Annotated in this window: 23 protein-coding genes; 16 read left to right on the forward strand and 7 right to left on the reverse strand. The window is 72.4% G+C overall.

All coding sequences use genetic code 11. From position 1 onward, the window contains the following. The first annotated feature begins 24 nt into the window (after positions 1-24). Both R9X44_RS16430 and R9X44_RS16435 read left to right on the forward strand, forming a co-directional pair. Entirely contained in the window at positions 25-1,659 is a 1,635-nt protein-coding gene (locus R9X44_RS16430; RefSeq protein ID WP_319815037.1) for a CocE/NonD family hydrolase, read from the forward strand. 57 nt (positions 1,660-1,716) lie between these two features. Continuing rightward, positions 1,717-2,181, forward strand: a complete 465-nt coding sequence (locus R9X44_RS16435; RefSeq protein ID WP_319815038.1) for a DUF3237 domain-containing protein — start codon at positions 1,717-1,719, stop codon at positions 2,179-2,181. A 4-nt stretch (positions 2,182-2,185) separates the two neighbouring features. Here the strand turns inward: R9X44_RS16435 and R9X44_RS16440 are convergent, their stop codons facing one another. Further along, the gene (locus tag R9X44_RS16440) at positions 2,186-2,665 is read right to left on the reverse strand and encodes a nuclear transport factor 2 family protein (RefSeq protein WP_319815039.1); all 480 of its coding nucleotides are present in this window, start codon (positions 2,663-2,665) and stop codon (positions 2,186-2,188) included. Between the two features lie 191 nt (positions 2,666-2,856). On the opposite strand from R9X44_RS16440, the gene R9X44_RS16445 reads away from it, so the two are divergent. The 8 genes from R9X44_RS16445 to R9X44_RS16480 all read left to right on the forward strand — a co-directional run bounded on the left by R9X44_RS16445 (position 2,857) and on the right by R9X44_RS16480 (position 10,797). Continuing rightward, on the forward strand, positions 2,857-3,417 hold the full coding sequence (locus R9X44_RS16445; RefSeq protein WP_319815040.1) for a hypothetical protein: 561 nt from the start codon (positions 2,857-2,859) through the stop codon (positions 3,415-3,417). Between the two features lie 53 nt (positions 3,418-3,470). Next, the gene (locus R9X44_RS16450; RefSeq protein ID WP_319815041.1) at positions 3,471-4,643 is read left to right on the forward strand and encodes a sensor histidine kinase; all 1,173 of its coding nucleotides are present in this window, start codon (positions 3,471-3,473) and stop codon (positions 4,641-4,643) included. Beyond that, on the forward strand, positions 4,640-5,305 hold the full coding sequence (locus R9X44_RS16455) for a response regulator transcription factor (RefSeq protein ID WP_319815042.1): 666 nt from the start codon (positions 4,640-4,642) through the stop codon (positions 5,303-5,305). The genes R9X44_RS16450 and R9X44_RS16455 overlap by 4 nt, the downstream gene beginning before the upstream one ends. A 326-nt stretch (positions 5,306-5,631) precedes the next feature. Then, a complete protein-coding gene (locus tag R9X44_RS16460) occupies positions 5,632-6,015 on the forward strand; it encodes a hypothetical protein (protein WP_319815043.1) in 384 nt (127 codons plus the stop codon). A gap of 177 nt (positions 6,016-6,192) precedes the next feature. Then, positions 6,193-6,825 (forward strand): TetR/AcrR family transcriptional regulator, encoded by a 633-nt coding sequence (locus R9X44_RS16465; protein ID WP_319815044.1) that lies wholly within the window; start codon positions 6,193-6,195, stop codon positions 6,823-6,825. After that, positions 6,822-8,447 (forward strand): acyl-CoA dehydrogenase family protein, encoded by a 1,626-nt coding sequence (locus R9X44_RS16470; RefSeq protein ID WP_319815045.1) that lies wholly within the window; start codon positions 6,822-6,824, stop codon positions 8,445-8,447. The genes R9X44_RS16465 and R9X44_RS16470 overlap by 4 nt, the downstream gene beginning before the upstream one ends. Positions 8,448-8,494: 47 nt before the next feature. Continuing rightward, entirely contained in the window at positions 8,495-10,033 is a 1,539-nt protein-coding gene (locus R9X44_RS16475; protein ID WP_319815046.1) for a class I adenylate-forming enzyme family protein, read from the forward strand. A 143-nt stretch (positions 10,034-10,176) separates the two neighbouring features. Continuing rightward, complete coding sequence (locus tag R9X44_RS16480) at positions 10,177-10,797, forward strand: hypothetical protein (RefSeq protein WP_319815047.1); 621 nt, start codon at positions 10,177-10,179, stop codon at positions 10,795-10,797. A 6-nt stretch (positions 10,798-10,803) separates the two neighbouring features. On the opposite strand, the gene R9X44_RS16485 is transcribed toward R9X44_RS16480, so the two are convergent. Then, a complete protein-coding gene (locus tag R9X44_RS16485) occupies positions 10,804-11,910 on the reverse strand; it encodes an NAD(P)/FAD-dependent oxidoreductase (RefSeq protein WP_319815048.1) in 1,107 nt (368 codons plus the stop codon). A 43-nt stretch (positions 11,911-11,953) separates the two neighbouring features. Next, on the reverse strand, positions 11,954-12,796 hold the full coding sequence (locus R9X44_RS16490) for an alpha/beta hydrolase (protein WP_319815049.1): 843 nt from the start codon (positions 12,794-12,796) through the stop codon (positions 11,954-11,956). Between the two features lie 59 nt (positions 12,797-12,855). Between R9X44_RS16490 and R9X44_RS16495 the strand changes: the two genes are divergently transcribed. Next, a complete protein-coding gene (locus tag R9X44_RS16495; RefSeq protein WP_319815050.1) occupies positions 12,856-13,608 on the forward strand; it encodes a TetR/AcrR family transcriptional regulator in 753 nt (250 codons plus the stop codon). Positions 13,609-13,622: 14 nt separating this feature from the next. On the opposite strand, the gene R9X44_RS16500 is transcribed toward R9X44_RS16495, so the two are convergent. Next, a complete protein-coding gene (locus R9X44_RS16500; protein WP_319815051.1) occupies positions 13,623-14,117 on the reverse strand; it encodes a GNAT family N-acetyltransferase in 495 nt (164 codons plus the stop codon). A gap of 141 nt (positions 14,118-14,258) precedes the next feature. On the opposite strand from R9X44_RS16500, the gene R9X44_RS16505 reads away from it, so the two are divergent. The 3 genes from R9X44_RS16505 to leuE all read left to right on the forward strand — a co-directional run bounded on the left by R9X44_RS16505 (position 14,259) and on the right by leuE (position 16,135). Continuing rightward, positions 14,259-14,900 carry a LysE family translocator gene (locus tag R9X44_RS16505; RefSeq protein ID WP_319815052.1) on the forward strand — a complete coding sequence of 214 codons (642 nt, stop codon included), beginning with the start codon at positions 14,259-14,261 and terminating at the stop codon, positions 14,898-14,900. Between the two features lie 107 nt (positions 14,901-15,007). Next, on the forward strand, positions 15,008-15,388 hold the full coding sequence (locus R9X44_RS16510) for a hypothetical protein (RefSeq protein WP_319815053.1): 381 nt from the start codon (positions 15,008-15,010) through the stop codon (positions 15,386-15,388). Between the two features lie 81 nt (positions 15,389-15,469). After that, a complete protein-coding gene (gene leuE / locus R9X44_RS16515; RefSeq protein WP_319815054.1) occupies positions 15,470-16,135 on the forward strand; it encodes a leucine efflux protein LeuE in 666 nt (221 codons plus the stop codon). A gap of 84 nt (positions 16,136-16,219) precedes the next feature. On the opposite strand, the gene R9X44_RS16520 is transcribed toward leuE, so the two are convergent. Continuing rightward, positions 16,220-17,269: a CHAP domain-containing protein gene (locus tag R9X44_RS16520; protein ID WP_319815055.1), complete on the reverse strand. Its 1,050-nt coding sequence runs from the start codon at positions 17,267-17,269 to the stop codon at positions 16,220-16,222. A 255-nt stretch (positions 17,270-17,524) separates the two neighbouring features. On the opposite strand from R9X44_RS16520, the gene R9X44_RS16525 reads away from it, so the two are divergent. Then, positions 17,525-18,721 carry an MFS transporter gene (locus R9X44_RS16525; protein WP_319815056.1) on the forward strand — a complete coding sequence of 399 codons (1,197 nt, stop codon included), beginning with the start codon at positions 17,525-17,527 and terminating at the stop codon, positions 18,719-18,721. A 91-nt stretch (positions 18,722-18,812) separates the two neighbouring features. On the opposite strand, the gene R9X44_RS16530 is transcribed toward R9X44_RS16525, so the two are convergent. Both R9X44_RS16530 and R9X44_RS16535 read right to left on the reverse strand, forming a co-directional pair. Beyond that, entirely contained in the window at positions 18,813-21,182 is a 2,370-nt protein-coding gene (locus tag R9X44_RS16530; RefSeq protein ID WP_319815057.1) for a Tex family protein, read from the reverse strand. Beyond that, the gene (locus R9X44_RS16535; protein ID WP_319815058.1) at positions 21,142-21,366 is read right to left on the reverse strand and encodes a hypothetical protein; all 225 of its coding nucleotides are present in this window, start codon (positions 21,364-21,366) and stop codon (positions 21,142-21,144) included. Before R9X44_RS16535 ends, R9X44_RS16530 begins: the two co-directional genes overlap by 41 nt. Positions 21,367-21,460: 94 nt before the next feature. Here R9X44_RS16535 and R9X44_RS16540 point away from each other — a divergent pair, with 94 nt between their 5' ends. Beyond that, entirely contained in the window at positions 21,461-22,912 is a 1,452-nt protein-coding gene (locus R9X44_RS16540; RefSeq protein ID WP_319815059.1) for a PLP-dependent aminotransferase family protein, read from the forward strand. Positions 22,913-22,936 lie beyond the last annotated feature (24 nt).

Raw genomic sequence — 22,936 nt, forward strand, 5'->3', positions numbered from 1 at the left:
GAACCCCCGACCCTTGGAGGCCACGTGCCCACCGTGCAGAAGGCCGGTCCCGCCCCGGCACCGTCCGACGCCGCAGCCCTGACGATCCCGATGCGCGACGGGGTCAGGCTCGCCGCCGACCTCTACCGCGTCGAAGGCGACGAGCCGAGGCCCGTCATCCTTGTGCGGCTGCCGTACGACAAGAACGGCGCATACTGCTTCATGCCGGAGATCGCCAGGTATTTCCGGGCGCGCGGCTACCACGTCGTCGTGCAGGACGTGCGCGGCAAGTACCGCTCGGAGGGCGCGACCGAGTTCGGCCTGCACGAGCCCGATGACGGCCACGACACCATCGCCTGGATCGCCGGACGTGACTGGTGTGACGGAAACGTGGTGATGTGGGGTGACTCCTACTACGGCTACACCACGATCGCGGCGGCCGTTGGCGCGCATCCCGCGCTCAAGGCGATCGCGCCACGGCTCACCGGCTCACAGCTCTCGACGGTCCTCGACTACGGCGACGGCACCCGCGAAGTCGAACAGACCGCCCGCAAGGTCTACTTCGCCGCACATTATGTGGACAACGACGGATACGAGTGGGAACCCGACTGGTCGGTCCGGCCGCTGCGCGCGGAGTTCGAGGCGTTCTACGCGGCGATCGGGAAACGCTCGGCCAACTTCGACGCCGAGTTCGCCGGGCCGTCGCCGTTCGTGCCGCCGCCGCTGAAGGCGCTGCTCGAGGCCCCGCCTATCCCCGCGCTCTACACGATCGGCTGGTTCGACAACTGCGCGCTCTGGTCGTGGCACGACGTGCGCGCCCTCGCGGCGCACCCACGCTGGGCGTCCCGCCTGCACCTGCGCATGGAGGCCATCGACCACGAGAACTACCGCCTCGCCGACGCGCCCATCGCCCCCGAAGACGACCACACGACCTCGCCCGACGCACTCGTCAGGCTGCTTCCCCGCTACCTCGATCCCGCGCTCGCCTTCTTCGACGCCGTCCTCGGCGACCGTATGGCGGAGTATCCGCGCGTCTCCTACGAGGTCTGCCACGGCGAGCGGCTGACGGCCTCACAGTGGCCTCCTCCTTCCGCGGATGCCTTGGCGTACGTACTGACTCCGGCCGCAGGGCTCGTCAAGGAGGCTGCCGGGGAGCGCGCTGAGGAACGGGAACTCCGCTGGACGCACGATCCGGCCGACCTGGTCCCGTCGCCGGGGGCCAACCCGTTCGCCGCGCTCAAGGACCGCGCCGACCTGCGCGCGACGGCCGAGCGCCAGGACGTCCTGCGCTTCACCGGCGAGGCCGCCGACCACGACACCGACCTCCTCGGCCCCGTCGCCCTTCACGCGAGGCTCTCCGCGCCCGCAGGAGCCCACCTGCACGTCAGGCTGCTCGACCAGGCCCCCGACGGCGACGCGCGCCTCATCACCAAGGGCCAGATCAGGATCGCCGAACAGACCGACCGCACCGAAGTCCGCGTCGACCTCCTCGAGGTCGCCTACCGCCTCCGCGCGGGCCACCGCCTCGCGCTCGACCTCACCAGCAGCGACTTCCCCGACCACGTCCCCGAGGCCCCGCCGGGCGTCGACCCGTGGTCCGCGCTCCCGGGCACCCCGTCCCCGCGCACGGTCACCCTGGGCGGCGACTCCCCGAGCCGCCTCCTCATCGGCCCTTCCTGACCGCCCCGGCGGCGGGCGTCACGCACCCGCCCGCCGCCTCCTTCCAAGGAGCTCCCCATGACCGACGTCCCCGCCCTGCGCTTCGCCTTCGAGATCCACGTGGACCTCGCCCCGACCCTGCACATCGGCCACGGCACCGGCGAACGCACCGAGTTCACCCCCATCACCGGCGGCAAGGTCACCGGCCCCCTCCTCAACGGCGCTGTCCTGCCCGGCGGCGGCGACTGGTCGAGCACCCGGGGCACGGTCTGCGAGCTCGACGCCCGCTACCTCCTGCAGGCCGACGACGGAGCCGTCATCGACATCGCCAACCGCGGCTACTACCACGAGGACGACCCCACGGCCCCCGCCCAGCAGGACGGACCCCTCAAGACGTCCGCTCCCGGCGTCTACTACCGGACCTCACCGGTCTTCCGTACCGACGCCGCACCCCACCTCTGGCTGACGCGCATGGTCTTCGTCGGCCTTGCGCGCGACGCAGGCCCGCACGCCATAGCCATCCGCATGTACGCCCTCCTGTGACGGCTCACGACCCCTCGGGCGTCGTCAGGTGGAGGTTGGGGAGGTCGGTGTACGGGATGGTCGCCTCGTACAGGCGCGTGTAGGAGGTGTGCGAGATGCGCCAGGCGGCGGCGTCACGGCGGTAGGTGTCGGTGTAGTAGGCGGCACCTCGGATGAGCGTGCGGAACGGCGTGGCGAGGACGGTGTCCTCAAGGCACCAGGTCGCCTGCGCGGTGTCCCCGTCGACGGTGATCTCGGGGTGGTGGCAGACGTGGACCGTCGTGATGTCGGGGCCGAGCGCGCCGCTCAGGTAGCCGACGATCGCGTCGCGGCCCGCGAAGCGCAGCGGCGTGCCGCCGGCGTGGGAGCCGTAGTCGGCCGTGGCGTCGGGGGCGAGGGTCTCGGCGAACTCGTCCCACCGCTTCAGGTCGAGGGTGCGCAGGTAGCGGTACTTGAGCCGCTTGATGTCCTCGACTGCCGCGAGACGGGCCAGGGTGTCGTCCATGACGCGAAACTAGAACGTGTTCTTGTCCGGGGCAAGCCCGGGACGTCCGTCGTGCGGGTGACGCCGCGAATGGGTCGCGTCGGCGATGTGCGCGAAGGGGGCGCGCGACGAGGATCAACGACATGAACAACGCAAACAACACGCGGAACGACAAAGTTCGACACAGCGGCACGCATCGTGGAGGCCGGTGGGTGTTCGTGGCCGCGCCCGCGCTCACCGTGGTCTACGGGGCCGTCCGGCTGGTGGACGGGTGGGACGGGGAGCGGGGGCCGGGCCTCGCCTGGACGGGCGGGCACCTCGCCTTCCTCGCGGCGCTCGCGCTGTTCGCCGTGGCGCTCTGGGAGATGCGGCGCAGGGCCGGGGGCGGGGCCCTCGCCACCCTGACGGCCGGGGCGGCGCTCGTCGGCGTCGCGTGCTCGATTGCCCAGTTCGTGATCGACCTCGTGGTGGGCGCGCGCGCCGCCGACCACGCGGCGATGTCCCCGATGTTCGCGGCGGTCAAGGACGTGCCGGGGGTCGAACTCGCCGTCTATGTCGCGGGTCCGCTGCTCTTCTACGTGGGCCTCCTGGTCGCCGCGTGCCATCTCGCGGCGCTCGTGAGGCTGCCCGCGTGGGCGGCCGGGTGCGTGGTGCTCGGGGTGCTCACCCCGTTCGGCGGGCTCGATCTGCTGCCCGTCGCGGGGATCCTCATGACGCTCGGGCTCGCACCGCTGGCGCGGCGCGCCGAGCCGTCCTTCGCGCTCACCGCCTGAAGCACTCCCGGCGAACCGTGCATCTCGTGATGACTATGGAAGAATCCGGCGCTGTGTCCGTCCCGAGCCTCCTTGTCCGGGCGCGTCGGCTCGCCGGGTCGCCGTGGGCGGACGCGGCCCTCGCGCTCGTGCTCGCCGCCGCGCAGACCGCGCCGCTGCTCTTCCGGAGCGACGTGTCGGGGCAGCCCTGGCACTGGTGGGGGTACGTGGTCGCGATAGGCGCGTCGCTGCCTGTCGCGGCGCGTCGGCGCGCCCCCGTCACGGTCCTGGTCGTGTGCATCACCGTCGGCTCGCTGTACGACCTCGTTGACGTCGTCGCCCCTCAGCCGCTCTGGTACGGGGTCCTCGTCGCGCTGTACGGGGTCGCGTCCCTGTGCTCGGCCAAGACGCGGCTCACGATCTTCACGTTGGTCTGCGGGATAGGGCTGCTCACCGTGGGGTCGGCCGACACGGCGGCCCGGGGGATCGTCATGTACGCCGCCGCGTACGCGCTCGGGAGGGCGGCGGCGGGCAGACGCGCGCAGGCCGAGGCGCTGGAGGAGCGCGCCGCACGGCTTGAGCGCGACCGCAGAGTGGACGCCGAGCGCGCCGCCGAGCGGGAACGCGCGCGGATCGCCCGCGACATGCACGACGTGCTCGCCCACTCCATCAGCCTGATGGTGGTGCAGGCCGAGGCGGGCGCGGCGGTCGTCGAGCGCGCTCCCGCACGCGCCGCCGACGCGTTCGAGGCGATCGCGGGCACCGGCCGCGACGCGCTCGACCAGCTCCGCCGGATGCTCTCGGTGCTCAAGGACGCCGACGGGACGCGCGCGCCGCAGCCGACGGTCGCCGACGTGCCGGCCCTCGCCGCGCAGGTCAACGGCGCGGGCCTGGCGGCCGTCTGCGTCGTGGAGGGCGAGCCGCGCGCGCTGCCCGCCGACTGCGGCGTCGCCGCCTACCGGATCGTCCAGGAGGCGCTGACGAACGCCGTGAAGCACTCGGGGGCGGCCAGCGCCGAGGTACGCCTGCACTGGCACGCCGACGGCCTCGACCTGCGGATCACCGACGACGGCAGGGGCGCTGCGCACGCGCTGCCGTCCGGCGGGCACGGCCTGATCGGCGTCCGTGAGCGGGCCGCGGCCTGCGGCGGCACGGCCAAGGCGGGTCCGCGCTCCGACGGCCTGCCCGGCTTCGAGGTGAGCGCGCGGCTGCCCGTCGCCGCGCGTCTTGAGGGGAGCGCCGCATGACGATCCGCGTGGTGGTCGCCGACGACCAGGATCTCGTCCGGGCCGGGTTCGCGATGATCCTCGACGCCCAGCCCGACATCGAGGTGGTCGCCGAGGCCGGTGACGGGTTCGCCGCGGTCGGCCTGGCCCGCGAGCACGCCCCCGACGTGGTGCTGCTCGACATCCGGATGCCGGGGATGGACGGGATCGAGGCGGCACGGGTCATCTGCGCGGAGACCGCGTCGAAGGTGGTGATGCTCACGACCTTCGACCACGACGACTATCTCTTCGACGCCCTGCGCGCGGGCGCGAGCGGCTTCCTTCTGAAGGACGTACGCCGTGACGACCTTGTGCACGCCGTACGGGCGGTCACCTCGGGAGACTCCCTCTTGGCTCCCTCGGTGACCCGTACCTTGATCGCCGCCTTCACCTCGGGTAGCGCCGCCCTGCCTCTGCAGGCGTCACGGCTCGCCGCCTTGACCGCCAGGGAGACCGAAACCCTGCGGCTGCTCGGCGCGGGCCTGTCCAACGCCGAGATAGCGGCGGCCCTCGTCGTCAGCGAGCACACCGTCAAGACGCATGTGAGCAACGTCCTCGCCAAACTCGCGCTCCGGGACCGGGTGCAGGCGGTCATCGCCGCCTACGAGACCGGCCTGATCCATCCCGGCACGCGCGCCCATTGACGATCAAGGCACGCCCCCGCACGCGTATTGGCGGCGAGGCCGTGCCTCAGACGCCCCGATCGGTCATTGTCGACAGCAAATCCGGCAATTTTCCGGAACGGCTCAAGAGGCATCCGAGATGTCCCCGTGATGGGCGTCGACTTTCCCCTGGTGAGAGACGTGTTCAGTGAAGAACTCCCAGCTCAGAGCCTTGATAACAACACGACGGAAAGGTGAACCGCGCGTGTATGAACGGTGAAGAACGCGTGCGCGGTCTTTCCGTGATAGGCGGTTCGGGTCAAGATCGTGGAGTCCGGAAAAGACGTCGGCTCCATGAGGGAGAAACGATGAAGAACCTGATCAGGACCGCCGTGGTGGGTTTCGCCGCGGCTTCCGCGCTGGCCCTGGCGCAACCCGCGTCGGCCGCGTCCTTCGGCCCGGTGGCGGTGGGCGACGGGACGGTCAGCTACAACGACGGCACCGACTCGTTCTGCGCCCAGGCGTACAACACCGAGGGCGCGCGCTGGGTCCAGGTGACGCTCGTGCCGCTGAGCCGGTCGGGCCCGAGCCCGTCCTGGACCGACCAGAACAACTACTACGGCCACTCCGGCAGTTCATGCCGCAGCCTCGCCAGCGCCTACGAGGACACCTACTACCGCGCGGACATCCGCACCTACTGGGGTGAGCGCGGCACCGTCGTCACCCGCGCCTCCCGCTACTTCTACAGCTGACCCCCGCCCGCCGCGTCCCCGCGGCGCTCAACACACGCCGCGTCCCTGGCTCCCCGGGGCGCGGCTTGTCTGTGCCGGGGTAGATCCTCTCGCCGCCCCCTTGCGGAGAGCTTTGAATTGGGGTTCACTTCTTCGGGTAAGGATTGAAACCGGATTCAGAGCTTGCGGAGGGGCGCGGTGGCCTACCGGCCGACGGAGACGACGCGGCGTAACGCCGAGCTCAAGCGCGCTGGTTTCCTGCGGGCCGCGCGCTCGCTGGTCGCCGAGCGCGGGTTCGGCGCGGCGACCGTCGCGGCGATCGCCGCCGAGTGCGCGGCGAGCGTCGGGTCGGTCTACTCCTACTTCGACGGCCGCGAGGACCTGCTGGCCGAGGTGTTCCGCAGTGCCGCGAGCCACGAGCTCGACGCCGTGCGCACCGCCGTCGCCGAGGCGGGGAGCGACCCGCGTGAACGCCTCGACACCGTGATCACCACGTTCGCCGGACGCGCCCTGCGCGGCCGCCGCATGGCCTGGGCGCTGCTGTTCGAGCCCGTCACCCCCGCCGTGGAGGCAGAACGGCTCGTCTACCGCAGGTCCTACACCGAGCTGCTCGCCGCCATCCTCCGCGACGGCGTCGCCGACGGCGTCTTCGCCCCGCAGGACCCGTCCCTCGCCGCGTCCGCGGTGATGGGCGCGATCTCCGAGGCGCTGATCGGCGGCCTGCGCCCCGCCGACGGGGACGAGCCCGCCCCGTCGCCGGAGGACAAGGCGATCGTCGAAGGCATCCGCCTGTTCTGTTTCCGGGCTCTCGGCACCGAGGAGACGCTGTGACCACCACCCACGAAGTCGTGAACCAGGCGCCGCCGCGCGTCGACGTCAACGAGTACCTGGCCAATGCGGCGCTCACTGAGGCCGTCAAGCGGTACGACGCGCAGTGGTCGGCCGACGACCTCACCTCGGTCGGCGAGCTGGTCGGCCGGGCCGACTTCCAGCACGACGCGGAACTCGCCAACACCCACACGCCGGTCTTCAGCTCGCACGACCGCTGGGGCCACCGGGTCGACGCCGTCGAGTTCCACCCCGCCTACCACCGGATCATCGGCGCGGCGATCGAGCACGGCGCGCACACCTCGTGCTGGGCCGACCCGCGGCCCGGCGCGCACGTGGCGCGGGCCGCGACGTTCATGCTGTTCGCGCAGGTCGAGCCGGGCCACGGCTGCCCGGTGAGCATGACGCACGCGGTGGTCCCGTCGCTGGGGTTCGCGCCCGAGCTGGCCGAGCAGTGGATTCCGCGCGTCTACTCGCGCGTCTACGACCCCGAGCTGCGCGACCCGGCCACCAAGCAGTCGGCGATCTTCGGCATGGCGATGACGGAGAAGCAGGGCGGCTCCGACGTCCGCGCCAACACCACACGCGCGGTCGACGCCGGGGACGGCGCTTACCGCCTGACCGGCCACAAGTGGTTCTGCTCCGCGCCGCAGTCCGACGCGTTCCTCGTGCTCGCCCAGGCCCCCGGCGGCCTGTCGTGCTTCCTCGTCCCGCGCGTCCTGCCCGGCGGTGAGCGCAACGTGTTCCGCATCCAGCGGCTCAAGGACAAGCTCGGCAACAAGTCCAACGCGTCCTCGGAGATCGAGCTCGAGGACACCGTCGGCTGGCTCGTCGGCGAGGAGGGGCGCGGCGTGCGGACGATCATCGAGATGGTCGCCCAGACCAGGCTCGACTGCGTGCTCGGCAGCGCCGCCGGGATGCGCCAGTCCGTCGCCGAGGCCGCCTGGCACACCCGCCACCGCGCCGCGTTCGGCGCGACCCTCATCGACCAGCCCGCGATGACCGCGGTGATCGCCGACCTCCAGCTCGAGGCCGAGGCCGCCACCTGGACCGCGCTGCGCCTCGCCGCCGCCTACGACCGCGACGACGACGAGTCCGCCGCCTTCCGCCGTCTGGCGACCGCCGTAGGCAAGTACTGGATCTGCAAGCGTGGCCCGAACCATGCCTACGAGGCGCTCGAGTGCCTGGGAGGCAACGGCTACACCGAGCAGTTCCCCCTGGCCCGCCGCTACCGCGAGCAGCCCGTCATGGCCGTCTGGGAGGGGTCGGGCAACGTCATCGCCCTCGACGTGCTGCGCGCGATGGCACGCGAGCCCGAGTCCGTCGAGGCGGTGGACCGCGAGCTCGCCTCCGCGCTCGGCCAGTACCCCGTGTACGACGCGCACATCGCCGCCACCCGCAGGCTGCTCGGCCGGGTCGCCAAGGACCCGTCGGCCGCGCCCGCGCTGGCCCGCAGGGTCGTCGAGGCGCTCGCGCTCGGCCTGCAAGGCGCTGTGGTCATCAAGGAGGCCCCCGCCGCCGTCGCCGACGGGTTCGTCGCGGCGCGCCTCGGCGAGGACCGGAGCCTCGAGTACGGCGCGCTCGACCCGTCGCTCGACCTCGCCGGGATCGTCGCCCGCGCCTGAGCCGCGCGCCCAGGCCCACCCCACCCCGAACCAGAAAGACCAGCACCATGCACCTCGCCGCAGTCCTGGAGCGCGCCGCGCGCCGCGTCCCGCATAAGGCCGCCCTGGTCACCGACGACCAGACCGTCTCCTACGCCGAACTGCTCGACCTCGCCCGCCGCGCCGCGACGGTCTTCCGCGAGGCCGGGCTGCGGCCGGGCGACAGGGTCGCGGTGATGACGTACAACACGCCGGGATTCGTCGTCGCGGCCTTCGGCGCGTGGTTCGCCGGGGGAGTCCTCGTCCCGGTCAACCACAAGCTGACCGTGCCGGAGACGCGCTACGCGGTCCAGCACAGCGGCGCGGTCCTCGGCGTGGTGTCCGGCGAACTCGCCGCGACCGCGACGGCGGCGGGCCCCGACGTCGTCTGGTTCACCACCGAGACGCCCGCCGAAGGGCTCGCCGACTTCGACGCCCGCACCCGCGAGGCAGCCCCGATAGCCGGCCCGGTGTCAGACGACGACGAGACGCCCGCCCAGTTCCTCTACACCTCCGGCACGACGAGCTCGCCCAAGGGCTGCGTGCACACCCACCGGACGATCTCGGCGGTCGGCCCGCTCATCACCAGCACCCTCGGCTTCACCCGCGACGAACGGTTCCTGCTCGCGATGCCGATCTGGCACGCCGCGCCGCTCAACGACTGGCTGCTGACCATGGTCTTCCTCGGCGCGACAACGGTCCTGCAACGCGAGTACGACCCCGTCGGCTTCCTGCGCGCGGTAGAGCGGCACAGGGTGACCGCGTTCTTCGGCGCGCCCATCGCCTACCTCGCGCCCGTGCAGCTGGCGCGCGCAGGCAAGCTGTCGCTCTCGGACTTCGACCTCAGCAGCGTGGACAAGTGGCTGTACGGGGGAGCGCCCCTCGGCGAGCAGGTAGCGCGTTCGCTTGTCGACGCGTACGGGACCGACAGGTTCTTCCAGGTCTACGGCATGAGCGAGATGGGCCCGGTGGGCACCGCCCTGTACCCGGAGGAACAGCTCGCCAAAGCCGGGTCGATCGGACGCGGCGGCATGCCCGGCGTCGACCTGCGCGTGGTCGGGACCGACGGCAAGGACGTCGCGCCGGGCGGCACCGGCGAGATCTGGCTCCGCGCCGACACCCGCATGCAGGGTTACCACGGCAACGAGGCCGCGACCGCCGACGCGTTCGCCGGGCCGTGGTTCCGCACCGGAGACGTCGCCCGGATAGACGACGACGGGTACCTGTTCATCGTCGACCGGCTCAAGGACGTCATCATCGTCGGCGGCGAGAACGTGCACTCCCAGGAGGTCGAGGAGGCGTTGCGCGGGCACGGGCGGATCGCCGACGTCGCCGTCGTGGGGCGGCCGCACCCGGAGTGGGGCGAAACGGTCGTCGCGGTGTGCGTGACCTCCGACGGTGCGGACATCACCGTCGAGGAGGTGCGCGACTTCCTCGCGGACAAGGTCGCGCGCTACAAGCTGCCGCGTGCGGCGGTCACCGTGGCGGCGCTGCCGCGCAACCCGTCGGGCAAGCTGACCAAGCACGTCATCCGGGAGGATCTGGCCAAGCTGGCGGCCGACGCCTGACAGCGCGCTTGCGGAGGCACCCCTCGGGAGGGGTGCCTCCTTTGGCATGTGTCCCGCCCGGGGACGAGGGGACGCAGGTCCCGTGCGGGGCCCGGCCGTCCGGTGGGAGCGTGAGCGGACCGCCTACGCAACCGGAGGCTCTGGTGGAGACCGTCGCGCTGATCGTCGGCATCGGCCTGCTCGGCAGGGGCGCATGGGTCGTCGGCGACGCCGCGGTCGCGCTGTGGCGGCGGTGGCTCGGCCACCGGGGACGCGTCATGACGTGGGCGGAGTACGCCGCGCAAGACGGCACGGGAAGAGTGGTCCTCGCGGGCAGGGCCGAGGCGGGACCCCAAGGGCCGCTCGCCTCACCGCTGTCCCAGACACCCTGTGTGTGGTGGTCCGTGGGCGACGCCAAGGGGGAGGCGTCGGCCGAGCCGTTCGTCATCCGGGGTGACGGGGGCGCGGTGACCGTCCGCGTGCGGCGCGGGCGCGTCAGATGGGCCGAGCCGGTCGGCGGCCTCGGCAAGGGCACGGGACACGGTCCGGACAGGCGCGAGAGGGTGCTCCGCGAAGGAGCCGAACTGTACGTCTCCGGCACGCTCGCCCCCGGTCCGCACGGGCCGGTGCTGACCGGTGACGACGTCCACGTCAGCACCCCCGAGGGCAGGGCCTCCGCCACCGTCGAGACCCTCGTCCTCGCGCTCGTCTGCACGTTCGGGGCCCTGATCCTCGCCGCGCTCGTGGTGGGGCTGTCGCTGTACCTGATCGGGGTATTCGGGTGAAACCCGTCAGCTGTGGGCGGCCAGGTAGTCGCTGACCGAGCGGAGCCACAGGGTGTGCGCGCGGGCCGCGAGACCTTCCGGCACCAGGGAAAGGAACGGGAGCAGCGCGTTGGTCGCCTCGGTGTTGGCCGCGCGCGCGGCACGTGACGCGCGCACCGAGCGGCGGCGCTCGTAGCGGCGTAGCGCGCTAGACGGGTCTGTGACGTCCCGCAGCGCCGCGACGAGCGCCCACGCGTCCTCAAGCGCCTGGTTCGCGCCCTGCGCCTGCGCGGGCGGCATGGTGTGCGCGGCGTCGCCGACGAGCGTGCAGCGGCCCCTGCCCCACACGCGCGGCACCCGGTGCCCGTGGTGCGCGAACTCCTCGACCTCGGTGATCGCCTCGAGCACCTGCGGGACCGGCGCGGCCCAGTGCCCGAACCTGCGGCGCAGCGCGTCGGCCTTGACGGCCTCGGGCCCGCGCCGCACGTCGAACCACCACAGCAGCAGCCCGTCGCCGGCCGGGAGCAGCCCGCAGGTGCCCTCGGGGCCCGCGATGTGGACGCCGGTCGTGCCGCCGACGACGTCGATCGGTATCCGGCCGAGGCCCTGCAGGGTCGTCCAGCCGCTGGGCCGCGCCGGGTCCGCGCCCCACAGGTGCGCCCGGACGACCGAGTGCCGCCCGTCCGCGCCCACCAGGAGGTCGCCTTCCGCGAAGCCCCCGTCGGCGAACTCCACGCGGACCCCGTCGCGGTCGTGCGCGACGGCCTCGCACGTCCGGCCGAACTCGACCGCGCCGTCCGGCAGGCCCTCGGCGAGGAGGCCGACGAGGTCGCGGCGCGGAAGGCACACCTGCCCGTGCCCGTACCTGCGCACGGCGTGCCCGAGGTCGAGGCGCAGGACGCTCCTGCCGGTCGCGGCCCGCCGCTCGAGCAGGTGGATGGGGCTTCCCGAGCCCTCGAGCCCGACCCCGAGGGCGGCGAGGATTCCCGACCCGTTGCTCCACAGGGTGACCGCCGCGCCCGCCGTCCGGAGGCTCGGGGCCTTCTCGAACACCCGGACCCGGTGCCCGGCCGCGACGAGCCCGCGCGCGGTCGCGAGCCCGCCCACACCGGCCCCCACCACCAGAACCCTCATCTCCGACCCTTACCCTCCGCGCGGCCTCGGCCACCCGGGGCGTTCAGCGGGGGGCGTGGGCGGTCAGCCAAGGGTGGAGGACAGGGAGGACGTGCTCGCTGCGCATCGCGGACATGTGGTCGAGGCCCTCGAGGAGGGCGACGGTCCAACCCTGGGCGGTGAGGTCGGCGCGGCGCGCGGCGAGGGCGGAGGCGATCCTGACCGTCGTGTCGCCCCAGCCGGGGCCGTAGACGATGTCGTCGGACGCACCGGCGAAGGCGAGGCGGGGGAGGGTGAGGGCGCGGATGGCGGCGGTGTCGTCGAAGTCCTGAAGGGCCTCGTACAGGGTGACGAACTGGCGGGTCGTCTCCGGGGCGGCCGTGGGCTGGACGGCGTCCCAGTCGCCCGGGGTCGCGTCCGGCACGGAACCGGACGGGGCGAGCGCCTTGGCGTGGGCGGCGCGGGTGACATCGAGCATCGCGGCGTAGGGGCCGTCGGCGGGAGGGTAGCCGCCCATGGCCAGGGCCCACAGGCGGTCGGTGCGTACGGCGAGCTGGAGGCCGGCGAGGGCGAGCCAGGAGTAGCCGTAGTAGGCGAAGCGGTCGGCTCCCGCGGCGTCGGCGACGGCGAGGAGGTCGGCGGCGAGGTTGCCGGGGGTGAGGGTCTCCGGGGCCGGGACGCCCATGCGGTGGCCCTCGTAGTCGGCGGTGACGACGGTGAAGTCGGCGGCGAGCGCGGCGGCGAGGGCCGCGCCGAGATCGGGGTCCGCGCCCCAGGCGCGCATCGCGGCGGCGGTCGGCGCGTCGTGCGGTTCGGTGCGCACGGGCAGGAGGACGGCGGGGCCTGAACCCCGGACCGTGGCGGTGATCGTGGATCCGTCGTGCAGGCGTACCGGCAGCTCGGACATGGACTCCCCTAATAGTGTACGGTGTAGAGAAATTATTACTGTACACCGTAGGGGAATTCATGGAAGACGACGACGCCGAGCTGCTGAGGGCGCTGTGGCGGCGTCCGGGGGGCGAGCCGGTGCGCGGGCCGGGCCGCAAAGCGTCACTCACCCTCGACGCGATCCTGGACGCGGGCACGGCCATCGCCGACGACAGGGCCGCGCCCCCGCTGTCGATGCGGCTCGTCGCCGACCGGCTCGGCCGCACCCCCATGGCGCTGTACTCCTACGTCGCGCACAAGCGCGCGCTGATGCGGCTGATGTACGACCGCGTCCACGCCGAGTTCCCCGAGATCGACGGCCCCGACCCGGCCGCCCGCGTCCTCGCCTGGGCCGACGCGCTCACCGACCTGTACGCCCGCCACCACTGGCTCGGCGAGGTCTCCTGGGCGCGGCCGGTCCTCGGCCCGCACGAACAGGCGGTCCTTGAAGCGCTGCTCGTCCAGCTGACGCCCCTTGACCTCGCCCCGGACCGGGTGCGCGCGCTCGTCGCCGCGCTCTTCGCGCTCTGCCGCAATACGGGCCGCCTCATCGGCGACGCCCGCCACGCCGCCGAGACCTCCGACGAGTCCGCCTGGTGGGCTGACCAATCCGCCGCGTTCCAGGACGCCGCCCCCGACTTCGCCGAGCGCTTCCCCCTGTCGGCGGCCCTGGGCGCGGCCCCGCGCACCGACCCTCTGCCCGCCGAGGGCACCTACCTGGAACGCACCGCCCGTGCCGAGCTCCACAGCGCGACCCGGCTTCTGCTCGCCGGGGCCGCCCTCAAGGAGTGAACCTCCCGGACGGCTTAAGCGCGCCGCATGGCGAGCCGGGGGCCGAGTGCGTGCAGACCCGCCGCCGTCTCGGCCGCCCAGTGGGCGCGCAGTTCCGGGCCCCACGCGGCACGGGGAAGGTCGGTGAAGCCGAAGCGGCGGTACCAGGGGCCGTTCCACGGGATGTCGCGGAAGGTGAGGAGGGTGAGCCCGGAGGGGGACTCCTCGATGGCGGCGCGTAGGAGGACGCCGCCAAGACCCTTGCCGGTGTGGTCGGCGTGCACGGAGATCTGCTCGAGGTAGGGCAGGCCGTCGACCGTGGTGAGCGCCGCGAACCCGACGGGCGGGTCGCCGAGCACGAGGACCCGCGCGCTTTCGCTGAGCTCCTCGATGACCGTGGGACCCGGCGGGAACACGATGCCCGCCGCGGCGAACAGCGCGTCGCCGCTCGCCTCGACCGACGGCAGCGCCGCGAGGTCTTGAGGCTCCGCCCAGCGCGCTTGCCCGGGCCCGTCTGTCCGATCCGTCATGCCGCACCCCCGCTAGGACCCTACGGCCCGGCACCCCGTCGGCCAACCGGTTTTCCGCGCCGCGATTGGTTCCCCCGGAAAAGGCCACTTGCGGGGATTGGCCCTGGGGAAAGCGGGCCACCTCGGGGGAGGGTGGGAGGCGTGATCGAGATCGGGGCGGTCCTGGGGATCGCGGCGGTGGCGTTGGGCATGGTCCTGACGCCGGGGCCGAACATGGTGTACCTGGTGTCGCGTTCGGTGGCGCAGGGGAGGCGGGCGGGGCTCGTCTCGCTGGGCGGTGTCGCGTGCGGCTTCGCCGTCTACGCGGCAGCGGTGACGGCCGGGCTCGTCGCGGTCTTCGCGCTCGTGCCCGTGCTCTACACCGCGCTGAAGCTCGCCGGGGCCGGATACCTCGGCTGGCTCGCCTGGCAGGCGCTGCGCCCCGGCGGACGCTCGGCGTTCGCGCCGCGCGACCTCGCCCCGGACGGCCCACGCCGCCTGTTCACGATGGGCCTCCTCACCTCGCTCCTCAACCCGAAGATCGCGATCCTGTACGTGTCGCTGCTCCCGCAGTTCGTCGTGCCGGAACATGGCAATGTGGCGCTCCAGAGCCTCCTGCTCGCCCTCGTCCAGATCGCCGTGGCCGTCACCTTCAACGGCATGTTCGTCCTCGCCGCTGGGTCCCTGGCGGCCTTCCTGACGGCCCGCCCCTTCTGGATGGCCTTCCAGCGCCGCGTCACCGGCATGTTCCTCGCCGCCTTCGCCCTGCGCATGGCCACTGACCGGGGCACGGCCCCCGCCTGACGCCCGCGCCACCCGAAAAGCTGACCGTTCTTTCCAGGAATTGTTTACCGCACTTCCTTTGACTTGGATCATCGCGACCCGCTTATTGTGAGTGATGCCGTCCGGGCATGATCCGCAGATGGGGGGATTTCTCGATGCGTCCCAAAAACCTGCTGGTGAGCACGGCTCTCCTAGCCGGACTAGCCTTCGCACCGGCCCACGCCGCCTCCGCCGCACCGGCCCCGGCCAGCCCGGCGAGCACGGGGACCCAGCTCACCGCGGCCGTCCAGTCCGTCGAGATCTACCGCCCCAAAAAGAAGCAGCGCCAATACAAGCAGCGCCAATACAACAGGGGCTATCGCGCCGGTTACCGCCAGGGCGTGAAAGACGGCTACCGCACCTGCAAGAAAAAGAACAACTTCCGCAGCTTCTCCGGCACCGACGCCTACACCCGGGGCTGGCTGAACGGCTACGACCGCGGCTTCGCCAAATTCTGCCGCCACCGCTGACCCCAGGGCGGTCCGGATCGGCTGTGCGGGCGGACGGCCCCGCCCGCTCAGCCTCATGTCCAGACATGGCACACTCTGGGCATGTTTGGGGTTACTGACATCGCCGGGTATGCGCTCGGGGCGTTCTTGATCGTGTTGCTTCCCGGGCCGAACTCGTTGTTCACGTTGAGCGTGGCGGCGCGGGACGGGGTGCGGGGCGGGTACCGGGCCGCGGGCGGGGTCTTCGTGGGGGACCTCGTGCTCATGGTGGCCTCGGCGGCGGGGGTGGCCTCGCTGTTGCGGGCCAATCCGACGGTGTTCGCGGTGGTGAAGTACTTCGGCGGGGCCTACCTGCTGTGGCTCGCGGTCGGGATGCTGCGGGCGGCGTGGGGGATGTGGCGGGAGCGGAACGCCGAGGAGCGGAACACCGACGTCGTCGCGGAGGCGACGAGCGCGCGGGCGCCCGAGGGGAATCCGTTCCGGAAGGCGCTGCTGATCAGCCTGCTGAACCCGAAGGCGATCCTGTTCTTCATCTCGTTCTTCGTGCAGTTCGTGGACCCCGCCTACCCCGCGCCCGTGCTGTCGTTCCTTGTGCTCGCGGTGATCCTTCAGGTGTTCAGCGGCGCGTATCTGAGCCTGCTGATCTTCGGGGGGACGCGCCTGGCCGAGGCGTTCCGGCGGCGCAAGCGGGTCTCGGCGACGGCGACCAGCGCGGTCGGCATCGGCTTCCTCGGGTTCGCCGCCAAGCTGCTGACGGCCTCGGCCTGACCGGCCGGGCAGAAGCGAAGGGGTGCGGACCGGTGGGTCCGCACCCCTTCTGTTCCCTCATCCCCAGGGATCGTTTCCGGACGGTCAGTGCCGTCCGGCGTGTGTGGCGGAGCCGTCGCTGGTGACCGCGGTGTGCAGGTCGGTCCAGAAGTTCAGCTCCTCGTCCTCCTTGAGGTGGGCGATCCGGCCCCAGAACTCGCGGTCCTCGGCCTGCTGGGCGACCTCGGCGGAGATCGCGGGCATCATCAGCGTGCCGGACTCGGCGTCGTCGAGGTCGTAGTGGGTCATCTCGACCGGCAGCGCGACGGGCGGCGCGCCGGAGGTGCGGTGGTGGCGGCCGCGCTTGCGCACCTGCGGCTTGGGGGTGGCGGCGACGGCGGCCGGGACGCGGGCCGCGGCGACCTTGGCGACCCCGATCGCCAGGACGGCAAGGACCGCGATGCCGACGACGCCCGTCAGCGCCGCCTCCTTGATCGGGAGGTCGTGCGCGCCCGACCCGTCGGACGGCGACTGCCCGGTGAGCGCGGCGGCCCCGGCCTCGGGGGCGACGAGCTCGGCGACGCTGGGCGCGGGGGCGGCGTGCTTGGGCGTGTAGGCCGCGTCGGTGGTGCCCGCCTCGACGGCTTCGGTCTTGGCCTCGGCGGCGGCGACGGTCTCGGCGAACGTCATGCCGCCGATCTCGACCTTGGAGGGATACCCGTAGCCGACGATGTCGGAGGGGTCGCGCTCGCGGACCGCGATGGTGTCGTGGGTGTTGGCCTCGATCGTGACGACCTTGCCGCCCTTGACGGCCTTGACCAGGCCGACGTGCTGGATCGAGCCGAGGTCCTTGGACCCCGCCCAGTTGAAGAACACCACCGCGCCGGGCTCGGGCTTGGTGCCCCAGGCGTCCTGCTCCTTGAACCACTGCGCGTGGTCGCGGGTGGCGGCGAACTGGCCGACCCACTCGGTGACCCCCGCCTTGTCGGCGGCCCAGGCGATGAACATGTCGCACCAGGGGGCGGTCTTGAAGTAGACGTCGTCGTCGACGTTCTTCACCCACCAGTCGCCGAACTTGGTGTAGCCGCCGGCGCCTTCGCTGTAGCCCAGTTCGCTCTCAGCGAGGTCCAGGAGCTTCTGGCCTACCGCATCCACTAGTACTCCTCGGCGTTGCCGCAACCTTCGGGGGTTGATCACGGGTCGATCTCGGAAGAATGTAGTGGCGGTAACGCGTTGGGGCAAGCGATACGGCGATATCCGTGTGCGCGGAAACGGTAAGTCGCGCGACGGTCACAGATCCGTTTGCGCTCGGTCAAGCCGACAGTGCGGACAAACCGCCCGGAAGTCGGGGTTGCGGCGTAACACATGTGCAACAGATGGCACACTGTGACGCCGGAGGTAATGAACAAGATGTCCGTAGATCCTTACCGGCGGGTGCTCGCCCTGCCGGGGGTCCGTGCCCTCATGCTCGTCGGGCTCGTCGCCCGCGTCCCCGTCACCGCGACGGGACTCACGCTGACCATGTACGTGGTCAAAGAACTCGGCCTCGGCTTCTTCCAGGCCGGCCTCGTCGGCGCGGGCGCGACCCTGGGGATAGCGGTCGGCGCGCCGGTCGCCGGACGCCTCATCGACCGTTACGGGCTGCGTCCCGTCGTCGGCGTGACGACGGTCTTCCAGCTCGCCTTCTGGCTCACCGCCTCCTTCCTGCCGTATGCGGCACTCCTCGCGGGGGCGCTGCTGTCCGGGATCCTCGCGATCCCGATCATGGGCCTCATGCGGCAGTGCGTGTCGGTGATGGTCCCGCCCGAGCACCGGCGGCCCGCCTACTCGCTCGACTCGGTGCTCGGCGAGATCTCCTACATGATCGGCCCGGCCTTCGCCGTCGCCGCGAGCGCGGCCGTCGGCAGCCACTGGACGATGGCGGCGGTCGGCGTCGGCCTCGTCGGCGCGGGCGCGGCCCTGTACCTGCTGAACCCGCCGACCAGGGAGGCGTCGGACGACCCCGCCGCGTCCGCCGCGCCGCCCCCGCGCCGTCGCGAGTGGCTGAGCCCCGCGCTCCTCGCGCTGCTCGCGGTCTCGGCGGCGGGCACCTTCGTGGTCACCGCGACCGAGCTGTCGATCGTGGCGATCCTCGAGGACGACCACGCGACGACCTGGTCGGGACTCGTCATCGGCCTGTGGTGCGCCTGGTCGCTCATCGGCGGCCTCGTCTACGGCGGCCTGAAGAAGGGCATGTCCCCCCTGACGGTCGCCGCCCTCATGGCCCTCACCACGGCCCCGGTCGGCTTCGTCACCGACTGGCGGCTCCTTGCCTTCGCGCTCATCCCCGCGGGCCTGCTGTGCGCGCCGTCGATGGCCTCGGCCGTGGACGCGCTGAGCCGCCTCGTCCCCGACACCAGCAGGGGCGAGGCGATGGGCCTGCACTCGACGTCGCTGACGCTCGGCCTGGCCCTGGGCGGCCCGCTCACCGGCTGGGTCATCGACGAGGCGGGCGCGGCCTGGGGCTTCCTGCTCGCGGGCGGCGTCGGCCTGCTGCTGGTGCTGGTCGCGGTCCCGCTGTGGCGGGCCGCACCGCGCCGGGGCGCGCTCACCGCCAAGACCGCGTAACGCCCGAGAACACCGCCGCCGCCCGGTGACGAGTCCTCGTCACCGGGCGGCGTTCGTTCGTTCGGGGCCCTACGCCCCGGTCGTTAGCGCGCTAGGCGAGGCCCGCGCGGCGCAGCGCGTCGGCGAGCGCGCCGCCGGGCGCGGGCTCACGGCGTCCGCCGCCGCCCTTGCCGCCCTGCCCGCGCTGGCCGCCTTGACCGCCCTTGCCGCCCTGGCCGCCACCGCCCGAACCGCCGCGTGGCCGACCGCCGCGCGGCCCGCCCTGGCCCTCCTGGCCGCCCTGACGGGGTCGCGGCGCGTCCTCGTCGAGCCGCAGCGTCAGCGAGATCCGCTTGCGCTGGAGGTCGACCTCGAGGACCTTCACCCTGACGACGTCGCCGGGCTTGACGACGTCGCGCGGATCGCTCACGAACGTGTTCGCGAGCTGGCTGACGTGCGCGAGCCCGTCCTGGTGGACGCCGACGTCGATGAACGCCCCGAACGCCGCGACGTTGGTGACGACGCCCTCGAGGAGCATCCCCGGCTTGAGGTCGGTCAGCTTCTCGACGCCGTCCTTGAACGCCGCGGTCTTGAACGCGGGACGCGGGTCGCGTCCCGGCTTCTCCAGCTCGGCGAGGATGTCGGTGACGGTCGGCAGGCCGAAGGTGTCGTCCACGTAGTCCTGCGGCTTCAGCCGCTTCAGGGCTGAGCTGCCGATGAGGGTCTTGAGGTCCGCGCCGGTGCCCTCAAGGATGCGCCGGACGACCGGGTAAGCCTCGGGGTGGACGGCCGAGGAGTCGAGCGGGTCGTCGCCGCCGGGGATGCGCAGGAAGCCCGCGCACTGCTCGAACGCCTTCGGGCCGAGCCGCGCCACGTCCTTGAGCGCCCTGCGGGTGCGGAACGGGCCGTTGGCGTCGCGGTGGGCGACGATGCTGTCGGCGAGGCCGGGCCCGATGCCCGACACCCGGGTGAGCAGCGGCACCGACGCGGTGTTGACGTCGACGCCGACGGCGTTCACACAGTCCTCGACGACCGCGTCGAGCGAGCGCGACAGCTTGGTCTCCGACAGGTCGTGCTGGTACTGCCCGACCCCGATCGACTTCGGATCGATCTTGACCAGCTCGGCCAGCGGGTCCTGGAGCCGCCGCGCGATCGACACGGCCCCGCGCAGCGAGACGTCCATCCCCGGCAGCTCCTGCGCGGCGTAGGCGGACGCCGAGTACACCGACGCCCCCGCCTCGGACACCATGATCTTGGTGAGGCCCGGCATCAGCTTGGCGAGCTCGCCCGCGAGCTTGTCGGTCTCCCGCGAGGCAGTGCCGTTGCCGATGGCGACGAGCTCGACCCCGTGCGCCTTGACCAGCTTGGCGAGGACCGCCAGCGAGGCGTCCCACTGGCGGCGCGGCTCGTGCGGGTAGATCGTGTCGGTCGTGACGACCTTGCCCGTGGCGTCCACGACGGCGACCTTCACGCCGGTGCGCAGGCCCGGGTCGAGGCCCATGGTCGTGCGGGTCCCGGCGGGCGCGGCGAGCAGGAGGTCGCGCAGGTTCGCGGCGAACACCCGCACCCCCTCGTCCTCGGCCGCCTGCCACAGCCTGGTCCGCACGTCGATGCCGATGTGGACCTGGATACGGGTCCGCCACGCCCATCTGACGGCGTCGAGCAGCCACCGGTCGGCCGGACGGCCCCGGTCGGCGACGTCGAAGCGCCGCGCGATGCTCTGCTCGAAGCTGCTCGGGCCGCTCTCCACCGGCTCCTCGGGCTCCAGGACGAGATCGAGGATCTCCTCCTTCTCGCCGCGGAACAGCGCGAGGATGCGGTGCGAGGGCAGCTTGGTGAAGGGCTCGTCGAAGGAGAAGTAGTCGGAGAACTTGGCCCCGGCCTCCTCCTTGCCCTCGCGCACCCGGGAGACGAGACGGCCCCGCCCCCACATGCGCTCGCGCAGCTCGCCGATGAGGTCGCCGTCCTCGGCGAACTTCTCCACGAGGACGGCGCGCGCGCCCTCCAGCGCGGCGGCGGCGTCGGGCACGTTCTCGCCCAGGTACCCCTCGGCCAGCGCCTTGGGGTCCTGGGACGGGTCCTCCAGCAGGGTCAGGGCGAGCGGTTCCAGACCGTTCTCGCGCGCTATCTGCGCCTTGGTACGGCGCTTGGGCTTGTAGGGGAGGTACAGGTCCTCAAGACGGGCCTTGGAGTCGGCCTGGAGGATCTGGGCCTCCAGCGCCTCATCGAGCTTGCCCTGGGTCCGGATCGACTCGAGCACCGCGGCGCGGCGCTCCTCGAGTTCGCGCAGATAACGCAGCCGTTCCTCCAGCGTGCGCAGCTGGGTGTCGTCGAGGGCACCGGTCACCTCCTTGCGGTACCGGGCGATGAACGGGACGGTCGAGCCGCCGTCGAGCAGCTCGACCGCGACCTCGACCTGCCGCTCCCGTACTCCCAACTCCTCAGCAATACGCCGGTGAATGACCGGCACGCTCACGCTCATGCGCGTATTCTTCCGGCTCCGCGGCGTGGACGTCACCAGGATCGCCGCGCCCGGTCTCGTCGGCCACGTGACGGCGGCCGGCGAAGGGGCGGTTCTCCGCCCAGTCCCCGCCGTCGCGGGTGTCCGCGCCGAAGCGCGGGCCGAAGAGGGCCAGTGCGGCGAGGAAGACCAATACGACGATCATCTGGCACCTTCTTGTGGGTGGGTTTTTCGGGCCACTTCCCATTAAGGCGGCCATTGGCTTGCCTGTTAAGAGCCAATCCGGCAAAGTGGCCCGTATGAGTGAGGTGCGGTACGTCGGCGGGGTTCAACTGGCCCGTCTCCTTGGTCCCCTGCCGTCCGAACGGCCCCTGTACGCGGCCCTCAGCAGGGGGATCAGAACCCTCGTCCAGGACGGCAGGCTTCCCCTGGGCGTCAGGCTGCCCGCCGAGCGCGATCTCGCGGGCGCGCTCGGGGTGAGCCGCACCACGGTCACCTCCGCCTACGACGACCTGCGCGAGGACGGCTTCGTCTCCAGCAGGCAGGGCGCGGGAAGCTGGACTGCCCTTCCGGCGGTCAGCGCCGACCGGCCGGGCGGCCCCGCGTTCACCGCGAGCCCGCGCGACGCCCAGCCCGGCACGATCGACCTCGGCTGCGCCTCGCACGCCGCCCCCGCGGTGTTCCCCGAGGCGGTCGAGGCGGCCGTCGCCCAGCTGCCGCTGTACACGTGCGGGCCCGGCTACGAGCCGGCCGGGCTGCTGCGGCTGCGCGAGGCCATCGCCGACCGGTACACCGAACGCGGCCTGCCGACCAGGCCCGAGGAGATCGTCGTCACCAACGGCGCGCAGCAGGCGTGGAACCTCCTGGTGCAGACGCTGGTGCGGCCCGGCGAGCCGGTGATGGTCGAGCGGCCCACCTACCCGCACGCGCTCGGCGCGCTGCGCAACCGCGGCGCGCTCCTCGCCACCGTCGGGGTGAGCGACGGCTGGGACGTCGAGCTGCTCGCCGACGGCATGCGCCAGTCGGGCGTCCGCCTCGCCTACCTGATCCCGGACTTCCAGAACCCCACGGGCCACCTCATGAGCGCCGACGACCGCGCCGCGGTGGTCGAGGCGAGCCGGGCGTCGAAGGCCCAGATCGTCGTCGACGAGACCTTCGCGGAGCTGTCGATCGACGCCGCCGCGCCCATGCCGCCGATGGCGTCCTTCGACGGGGGCGGCCGGGTGATCTCGGTCGGGTCGGCGTCCAAGCTGTTCTGGGGCGGCCTGCGCGTCGGCTGGATCCGCACCACGATCCCGCTCGCCCAGCGCCTTGCGACGCTGCGAGAGCCGATGGACATCGCGCCGCCCGTCATGGAGCAGCTGATCACCGCGGAGCTGTTCTGCCGGGTGGAGGAGGTGCGGGCCGAGCGGCGCGCCCAGCTGGGCGAGGCGCGCGACGCGCTCGTCGCGGCGCTGCGCGCCCGCGTCCCGGACTGGACCTTCACCGTCCCGGAGGGCGGCATGTGCCTGTGGGCGCGGCTGCCCTTCCCCGTCGCCACGTGCCTGAGCGAGACCGCGCTCCGGCACGGGGTCAGGGTCATTCCCGGCCCGATGTTCGGGGCCGACGGCGTCCTTGAGGACTATCTGCGCCTCCCGTTCGCCAAGTCGCCGGACCAGCTGCGTGAGGCCGTCACAAGGCTGGCCGCCGCCTACGAGGGCACCGGGGTGGAGATCCCTGTGCAGGACAGGCAGATGCCCGCCTGCGTCTGACCCGGGCGCGACCTTCCTGAGGGC

The sequence above is a fragment of the Actinocorallia sp. A-T 12471 genome (assembly GCF_033875155.1).
Lineage (GTDB): Bacteria > Actinomycetota > Actinomycetes > Streptosporangiales > Streptosporangiaceae > Actinocorallia.